This window comes from Streptomyces sp. MZ04, assembly GCF_004684775.1.
In the GTDB taxonomy this organism is placed as follows: Bacteria; Actinomycetota; Actinomycetes; order Streptomycetales; family Streptomycetaceae; genus Streptomyces.
Window position 1 is genome coordinate 1 of the sequence record NZ_SRIC01000366.1, and the last position, 7126, is coordinate 7126.

Consider the following 7126-nt stretch of genomic DNA (forward strand, 5'->3'; position numbering starts at 1 on the left):
GGGTGCGGGTGCGGGCGGCGCGGGTGGTTCCGGCTCTGGGGTCCGCGCCGGTTCCTCGGTACGTCCGGACGGCTCGCGGTGGGCAAACGGTTCGCCCGGAGGGGGCGGCGGGCCCGAGCCCGTGAACGGTTCATGGCGGTCGGGCGATGGCCAGGGCTCGAACTGGTCGCTGAAGGCGCCCTGTTGGGCGGGGTCACCCTCAACATCCGTGTCAGCCCCGCCTCCAGGGGCGGTTCCCGCGGACGCGGAGACGGCCGAGGCGAATCTGTCGTCGAGGGTGTCGGCCACCTGCGCCGGGCCCGTGTCGGGTGTGGAGTCGTCGTACAGCTGACCCCACCAGTCGTCTTCCTGGCCGGAGGCCCCGGTGTGCTGCTCCCCCTGCTGGCTCATGCCCCTATTGTCCACCGCACGGGCCGTACGAAAACGGTTCATCCGGAAATTCCGGCCGTCGGGCGAAGGATTGAGGGCCGCCGGGCGGGCCCACCCCCCACGGGAGGACCGCCCGGCGGTGTCTGTGTGACTAACGCACGTCGTAGGCGCGGGCCACGGTCTGAGTGACGGAACTGTTGTTCGCGTCCGTCAGTTCGGTTTTGAGCCAGACCTGCTTGCCGGTGGCACCCGCGTGGTTCACGGTGGCGGTCCACGCCCCCGCGTCGGCGGACGTCTCGGCCTTCGTCCAGGTCTTGCCCTCGTCGTACGAGTACGACAGGGACGCGGACTTGATCGCTCCGGGCTGGTAGCCGGCGTGCCCGGTGGCGGTGAGGGTGATCCGCTGGCCGTCCTCGGCGGGCAGCGTCTTGAGGCCGTCCTCGGGCAGTTCGTAGCGCGGGAAGAGCATCGGGATGCCCTGCGAGTAGGCCTCCTCGTCGAGGTGCGAGCGGAACGCCCACGTGGTCCGTGTCCCGGTGGACCGCGCCCAGACCTTCGACCCGATCTTCCGTGTGTCCAGGGTGAGTTCGTACGCCGAGTCCTCGGCCGGGACGGTGAACACCCCGGACGGCCAGCCGGACTGCCCGACCACCTCACCGTTCCGCTTCAGCTCCACGGAGCCGATGTCACCGAAGCTCCCCTGGATTCCCGCGTGTTCGGCATCCGACCAGAAGCCGGGCGCCACCCCGATCAGATTGCCCTGCCGCTCACCGGCGAGGGCCTGCTTTCCCTCGTCGTCGCGTGGCGCGCCCGGCGCGAGGACGCCGTCGTACCAGGTCTCGGTGCGGCGCTCGCCCTTCTTGTACGTTCGCACGGGGTCGATCAAGAACTCCCCGAACGGGAAGCTGCTGGAGACCTGGTGGCCCCAGCCCGTCGTGCCCGCCGAGTAGTACTCGGTGCGCTTGCCGGGGGCCGGGACGGACTCGAATTCGGCGAAGTAGACCTCGAGGCCGGTGGGGGTGACGGCGCTCGGCAGGTCCACGTAGTCCGTGGCCGTGCCCATCGCGCGGTACGTCGCCTCGTTCGCGGCGAGGTCCTCGTCGCGCACCCGGTAGGTGCGGTCGTCGTGCGTCTGGCCGGTCTCGGGGAAGGCGAGGTTGTAGACGTAGGGGCTCTTGGCCGTGCCCTTCCAGGTCAAGTCGACGGGGCCGTCGGCCAGTTGGGAGAGCAACGAGGCCGCATCGCCCGTCTGGATGCCGAGGACCGGCAGCGGGGATCCGATGAAGCCGACCGACGGATACCAGCGGCCGGGTGCCGCGCGGTGGGCGATGACGGCGAGGGCCCCGGCCTTCTTGGCGTCGGCCGCCACGGTGCCGACACGGCCGTCGTCCGGGACCTTCACCAGGGCGATCTTCCCCTTGACCCCGGCGGCCTCGAGCTCCTGCGGCGTACCGGACTTGGCGTCGACGAGGGCCGCCTTGCCGGTGCCGTCGAGGTTGGCCGAGCCGGTCGACGCGGTCACCGCGTGCAGCGACGCACCGCCCGCCACGGCCAGTTCGGAGAGCAGGGGCGCCGCGGCGCGCCAGTAGCTGCCGTACTCGAAGGTGCCTTCGGACGCCCTGCCCTCGACGGACTGGTAGAAGCCGCGGATGCTGCGCGGACCGGCCGCCGTGCCCGCGTGCACCCAGCCGTCCTTGCCCCACGTGCGGGCGAACCCGAGAGTGGCGCCGCGCACTTCGGACGCCTTGTCGGTCTTGATGGTGACGCGGTGCGCCTTGCGGGCGTCGAGCGTGACCGTCATGTCCTTCTTCACCTCGACCTGGGGGCGTGCCAGGTGGGTGAGGGAGTCGTTGAGCTTGCCGCCGTCCGCGTCCGGGGTCGTCACGAAACCGGTCAAGAAGTAGGAGCCCGGCCGGACTTGGTACGTCTGGTCGTTGGCCCCCTCGTTGAAGCGCCGCTCGCCGCTCGCGTCGTCCGTGCCGATGAGGTCGATCGATGACGCACCGTCAGCGGGCTTGCCCGCACGGTCGATCAGCTTCACACGGAGGCTGACGGTCTCGGGCTGTACGTAGAGGGAGAAGGGCGTGGAGACGGCGGCCACTCCGTCGGCGGTCGCGAGGACGCGGCCGGTGACGTCGCCGTACTGGGCGCGCGCGAGATCGGCCGTGGGGTCGAGCTTCAGCGGGACCTTGACGCTCGCGCCCGCCGGGACCGTCACGGAACGCTCGCCGACGCGGGCGACCGAGGAGCGCACCGCGGAGCCGTCGTTGCCGGTGACGCCCTCGACCGCGAGCTTCAACTCCACTGCCTTGTCAGTGGTGTTGGTGTAGGGGACGTCGACCGTCGTGCGGTCCGACGCGTCCTGCGGCCAGCCGAAGCTGCCGCCCTGCACGGCGGGCGATCCGAGCACCTTCTGATCGACGGCGGCCTTCGCGTCGAGCCTGCCGCCGCCCGTCTCGCGTACGTCGCCGGGGATGCCGCTGTCGGCCGACGACACGAGGGCCGACTTGATCTGCCGGGCGGTCCAGTCCGGGTGACGCTGCTTGACCAGGGCGGCCGCGCCCGCGACGTGCGGGGTCGCCATCGACGTACCGCTCATGGACTGGTACGCGTAGACGCCGCGCCCACCGGCGGCCGCGGCGGAGATGCCGACGCCCGGCGCGGCGATCTCCGGCTTGAGGGTGTGCGAGCCGGAGATGGGGCCGCGGCTGGAGAAGTACGCCGTGGAGTCGTCGCGGTCGACGGCGCCGACGGTGAGGACGCTCGGCGCGCAGCCGGGCGAGGACACGGAATTGAGGGCCGGGCCCGTGTTGCCCGCCGCGATGACGAAGAGGGTGTGCTCGGCGGACTGCGCGAGCTCCTCGGTCGCCGTGCTCATCGGGTCGGTGCAGTCGGTCTTCGCCGGGCTGCCGAGGCTCATCGAGACGACGTCGGCCTTCTGGTCGACGGCCCACTGCATGCCCGCGATGATCCATGAAGTGGCGCCCGAACCACTGTCGTTGAGGACCTTGCCGTGCAGCAGCTCGGTGCCCGGCGCGACGCCCTTCTTCTTGCCGTCGCTCGCCGCGCCGGTGCCGCCGACGGTGGAGGTGGTGTGGGTGCCGTGCCCCTGGCGGTCCTCGCTGTCCGGGGAGTCGGTGAAGTTCTTCGCCCCGCCGATACGGCCCTTGAGGTCGGGGTGCTCGGCGTCGGCCCCGGTGTCGAGGACGGCGACCTTGGTGCCCTTGCCGTCGTAGCCGGCGGCCCAGGCCTCGGGGGCGCGCACCTGCTTCGTCGACTTGTCGAGAGTGGCCTCGACCTTGGCGTCGAGCCAGAGCTTCTTCAGGTCGGACGAGGCACGGGACTTGGGGCTGGTGATCTCCGCCCAGAAGTCGGCGGCCTTCTTCTTGTCGGCCTTCAGGGCGACACCGTCGACGGGGTCGAGGACCGGGCCGCGCTCGGCTCCGCGCGGGGTGGGCGGCAGCGAGCGCGTGACGTCGACGGACTTGTCGTACACGGCGATGAGCGGCAGCTTCTTGGCGTGCGCGTCGTCGTAGCCCTGGCGGACGAGCCCGGTGACGTTGAACAGCTCCTCGTCGACGCGGCCTTCGGCGATCGCGTGGACGGCGCCCTCGGGGTAGACGTACAGGTCCTTGCCGGACTGCCGGGTCTGGACCATGGGCACGGTGCCGTCGGCTCCGGGCAGCGCGCTCGCCCCGGCGCGGTCCTTGCCGTCCGACGTCACCAGGACGCGGTCGCCGGTGACGAGGGTGACGAGGGAACTTCCCTCGCCCCGTGGGGCACTGCCCACCAGTGGACTCGTGTCAGCCGCCACACGTGGCTCGGCCACGGACGGTGCCGTGACCGTGACGGCGAGGACGACGGCGGACGCCGCCCCCAACGCCGTACGCGATATCGGACGCATCGCTCTCCCCAGGGTTGACGGGCGTGCATGACCGTTGACGGGCATGCAGGATCACAGGATGAACCGGCCCAAAGGCCGTATTCACCGCTGCGGTTGGTGCTGCGGTGGCGTCACCTTGGCAGAGAGGTGGGGGGTACGGGGATGATGTCCTGGGGCGGGTTTACGCCGTGGCCGTTTTCCGCCACGGAGCCGTCGGAACGGATCCTTGGGGAGGGACGTCGCCGCATGCTGGCTGCGATAGGGCTGGACGAGACCCACGAATCGGCGTACCGGGCGCTGGTGGCGGTGGGAGCCGCCGACGTGCCCGATCTCGCGCGGCGGCTCACGCTGGGCGAGCCGGAGACGGTGCACGCGCTGCGCCGCCTGGAGCGGCACGGCCTGGCGGCTCAGGCGTCCGGCAAGGCGGGCCGGTGGGTGGCGGCCCCGCCCGCCGTCGCGCTCGGCGCGCTCCTCGCCCAGCAGCGGCACGAACTGGAGAAGGCGGAGCTGGCGGCGACACTGCTCGCCGAGGAGTACCGCGCGCAGGCCGCCGAGCCCGCGGTGCACGATCTCGTCGAGGTGGTGACCGGCGCGGGCGCCGTGGCGCAGCGCTTCCTCCAGCTGCAGCTCGGCGCGAGCGACGAGGTGTGCGCCCTGGTGACCGGCAAGCCGGTCGTGGTCTCCGGCATGGAGAACGACGCGGAGGAACAGGCGGCGGGCCGCGGCGTCACCTACCGCGTGGTGGTCGAGCGCTCGGTCCTCTCGCTCCCCACCGGGCTCATCGAGCTGTCGACGGCGATCGGCCGCAACGAACAGGTGCGCGTCGTGGACCGCGTACCGACCAAGCTGGTGATCGCCGACGGCTCGCTCGCGATGGTGCCGCTGACCTCACGCACCGCGGAGCCCGCCGCGCTCGTGGTGCACGCGAGCGGCCTGCTCGAATCCCTGACGGGGCTCTTCGAGGCGGTGTGGCGGGACGCGCTGCCGCTGCGGCTCGGCGAGAGCGGCCACGCGGTCACCGAGGACGCCCCGGAAGGACCCGACGGCGCGGATCTGGAGATCCTCTCCCTGCTGCTCGCGGGCCTGACCGACGCGAGCGTGGCCAAGCAGCTCGATCTGGGCCTGCGGACGGTGCAGCGGCGGGTCAAGCGCCTGATGGAGCTGACGGGCGTGACGACGCGGCTCCAGCTGGGATGGCACGCGTACGAGCGGGGCTGGGTGGCTCGCTGAACGCTCCGCTGGATATGCGGTGATGGACGCGCGGGCCGGTGGGGGTTGGTCGCGCCCACGCGGCGGAGCCGCATATGTCCCAGCCCCGCGCCCCTTACGGGGCACGACCCTCGGGACGGGCGCGACCTGCGGTTTTCTCCCGTTTCCTGCACGCTTGGCAGATGGGAGTGTGGGAACTCCTGCTGGTCGCGGTGGTCCTGCTGCTCGGCCTGTGCGGAGTGCTTGTGCCCGGCGTGCCGGGGCCATGGCTGGTGTGGGCCGCCGTCCTGTGGTGGGCGCTGAAGGACACCTCCCCGGTCGCCTGGTGGGTCCTGGTCGGCTCTTCCGTCGTCCTCCTGCTCGCACAAGGCATCCGCTGGCAGCTGCCACCACGCCGCTTCCGGCAGAGCGGGGCCACGCGCCGTACGGCCGTGTACGCGGGCGGCGGGGCGCTCATCGGGTTCTGCGTGCTTCCGGTGATCGGAGCGATACCGGGGTTCATCGGGGGGATCTACCTCGGGGAGCGACTGCGCCTGGGCGGGCACGGGGAGGCGGTGACGGCGACGCGGACGGCTATGCGCTCGGGCGGTTGGAGCGTCCTGACGGAGCTGTTCGCGTGCCTGCTGATCGCGGGGGCGTGGCTGGGGGCGGTGATTTGGGGCTGAGCCCCGGGGCTGAGCCCCGGGGCTGGACAGCCGGGCTGGACAGCCGGGGCCGATCAGCCGGGGCCGAGTAGCCGAAACAAGTTCACATACATGTCCCAGCATCGGATCTCTCCCGACTCATTGACGAGATGAAGGGATGACGCACCCTCTCTAGCTTTCAGCGAGGTAAAAGCTCCGATGACTCGGGAGACGCGATGCCAAGACCGTCCAGAAGAACCGTGCTCGCCACCGGATCGGCGGTCGGTGGTGCGCTGCTCGCAGGCGGCTTGTGAGTGAGGCGGGGGCGGCGCCGTGTGTGGTGCGGCACGGGATCTCCGGGGCGGTGGAGGTGCGGGACGGGCGTGGCCGTCCGTTGCCGTACGAGGATGTGGGCGGCGGGGTGGTGCGGGTGGCCCTCGGGAAGGGCGAGTCGGCGCTGGTGACGGCCAAGGGTGACCGGCCCGATCTGCGGATCGCGCCGGTCGAGCCGAATGCGGGGGCGCCACGGTGGGGGCTGCCGAAGGCCTCCTAGGCCGGGGCGGGGTACGCGTGCGAGGCTCGCGGCATGACCGAATTCAGCGAGGCCGAGCGGGCGTACCTCAAGTCGCAGCGGCTTGGGCGGATGGCGACCGTCGATGCGGCGGGGCAGCCGCAGGCGAATCCTGTGGGCTTCTTTCCGCAGGACGACGGGACGATTCTGGTGGGTGGGTATGCGCTGGGGACGACGAAGAAGTGGAGGAATCTGCGGGGCAATCCGAAGGTTTCGTTGGTCGTGGACGACATTGTGAGTGTCACTCCGTGGAAGGTGCGGGGCGTCGACATCCGCGGCGAGGCGGAACTCCTCACGGGGCCGCACGATTTGGGCCCCCACTTCAGCGAGGAACTGATCCGCATCCATCCTCGGCGGATCCATAGCTGGGGGCTGGAGGATTAGGGCCGTTTCCTTTCCCCAACCCCGCCCCTTCCCGAAACCATGGGGCTCCGCCCCAGACCTGTCTCTTTTTCACATCTTCGAGCCCAC

The 7126-nt window shown here is 71.1% G+C and carries 5 protein-coding genes and 1 pseudogene; 4 read left to right on the plus strand and 2 right to left on the minus strand.

Translation table 11 applies throughout. The features are described from left to right. Positions 1 to 390 (minus strand): annotated as a pseudogene (locus E2651_RS44840) (hypothetical protein); the annotation flags it as partial. 130 nt (positions 391 to 520) lie between these two features. After that, positions 521 to 4273, minus strand: a complete 3753-nt coding sequence (locus E2651_RS39315) for a S8 family serine peptidase (RefSeq protein ID WP_135336071.1) — start codon at positions 4271 to 4273, stop codon at positions 521 to 523. 225 nt (positions 4274 to 4498) lie between these two features. On the opposite strand from E2651_RS39315, the gene E2651_RS39320 reads away from it, so the two are divergent. The 4 genes from E2651_RS39320 to E2651_RS39335 all read left to right on the plus strand — a co-directional run bounded on the left by E2651_RS39320 (position 4499) and on the right by E2651_RS39335 (position 7039). Then, positions 4499 to 5482, plus strand: coding sequence for a LuxR family transcriptional regulator (locus E2651_RS39320; protein ID WP_135336072.1), 984 nt, complete (start codon positions 4499 to 4501; stop codon positions 5480 to 5482). A gap of 161 nt (positions 5483 to 5643) precedes the next feature. Then, entirely contained in the window at positions 5644 to 6126 is a 483-nt protein-coding gene (locus E2651_RS39325) for a DUF456 domain-containing protein (RefSeq protein WP_135336073.1), read from the plus strand. Positions 6127 to 6394: 268 nt separating this feature from the next. Continuing rightward, positions 6395 to 6637, plus strand: a complete 243-nt coding sequence (locus E2651_RS39330) for a hypothetical protein (RefSeq protein WP_245239492.1) — start codon at positions 6395 to 6397, stop codon at positions 6635 to 6637. A gap of 33 nt (positions 6638 to 6670) precedes the next feature. Next, positions 6671 to 7039, plus strand: a complete 369-nt coding sequence (locus tag E2651_RS39335; protein WP_135336074.1) for a PPOX class F420-dependent oxidoreductase — start codon at positions 6671 to 6673, stop codon at positions 7037 to 7039. Positions 7040 to 7126 lie beyond the last annotated feature (87 nt).

Coding starts and splice junctions, on each gene's coding strand:
- E2651_RS39315 (WP_135336071.1), bottom strand. CDS start 4,273: ATGCGTCCGATATCGCGTACGGCGTTGGGGGCGGCGTCCGCCGTCGTC.
- E2651_RS39320 (WP_135336072.1), top strand. CDS start 4,499: ATGCTGGCTGCGATAGGGCTGGACGAGACCCACGAATCGGCGTACCGG.
- E2651_RS39325 (WP_135336073.1), top strand. CDS start 5,644: ATGGGAGTGTGGGAACTCCTGCTGGTCGCGGTGGTCCTGCTGCTCGGC.
- E2651_RS39335 (WP_135336074.1), top strand. CDS start 6,671: ATGACCGAATTCAGCGAGGCCGAGCGGGCGTACCTCAAGTCGCAGCGG.